This window comes from Variovorax sp. KK3 (assembly GCF_001984055.1).
Classification (GTDB): Bacteria; Pseudomonadota; Gammaproteobacteria; order Burkholderiales; family Burkholderiaceae_C; genus Variovorax.
This window is the reverse complement of sequence record NZ_LYVO01000189.1, coordinates 1-771: the sequence shown is the minus strand read 5'-3', so window position 1 is coordinate 771 and position 771 is coordinate 1. Positions and strand designations below refer to the sequence as shown.

1 protein-coding gene is annotated in these 771 nt (G+C 67.2%); it reads right to left on the bottom strand.

The annotated features are described in order from the left end of the window. Window positions 1–771: hypothetical protein (locus tag B0W80_RS34090; RefSeq protein WP_143684929.1), on the bottom strand; the 771-nt coding region annotated here is incomplete at both ends.

Below are 771 nucleotides of genomic sequence, written 5' to 3'. Positions count from 1 at the left end.
GTCGGTGGCGGCAATGGCGCTCCAGTTGTTCCAGCCCGTGGGGTTGAGCATGGACAGGCTGGGGCTGCCGAAGAAGACCTCGCTGGCTGGATATCGCACATGGCTGCCGGGCACGAGGTACTCGACGATGCGCGGGGTGGTGTTGCTGGCGCCTGGAACCAGGGCCCACGTGACGCCGCCGTTGGTGTTGTGGAGTACCGAGGCTCGGATATCGACGGAGCCGGTGGCCTCGATCGATGCGGCGTGGTTGTTCAGCACCCCTGCTTGGCCTGCGGCGTGGCGTTGGGCGTCGAGGGTGCCACCGATGGCCAAGTCGCCGTCGCTGAAGATCAAGGCACCGTCGCGGTTCTGGATGGCGTCGGCGCCGATGTCCAGGCGGGAGCGGGCGGCAATGGTGGCGGAGCGGCTGGTGCCAGAAGTCGTTTCGGCAACGTTGTGAAGGACACCCGCGCCGATGGAGACGTGGTCGCCGTAGATGCGGCCGGTGCCGATGTTGGTGACGGTGGGCGCATCGAGGCGAGTGGCGCCGCCGTCGACGACGCCGCGATTCGTGATGGCCTCAGAAGCACTCAGACCAGTCACACCGGCCTGGATGTCGCCGGTGGCAGCGTTGTCGATAGTGCGGGCAGATAGAAGCACGCCCTGGCCTGCGGCGATCCGGCCGCGGTTGGTCATGTTGGCCGCAGTGATGCCGAGCTGGCGATTGGTGACGGTCTCACTGCCGGACTCGAGCAGCACGACGCCCGACAGCGCCAAGGTCGCATCGACACC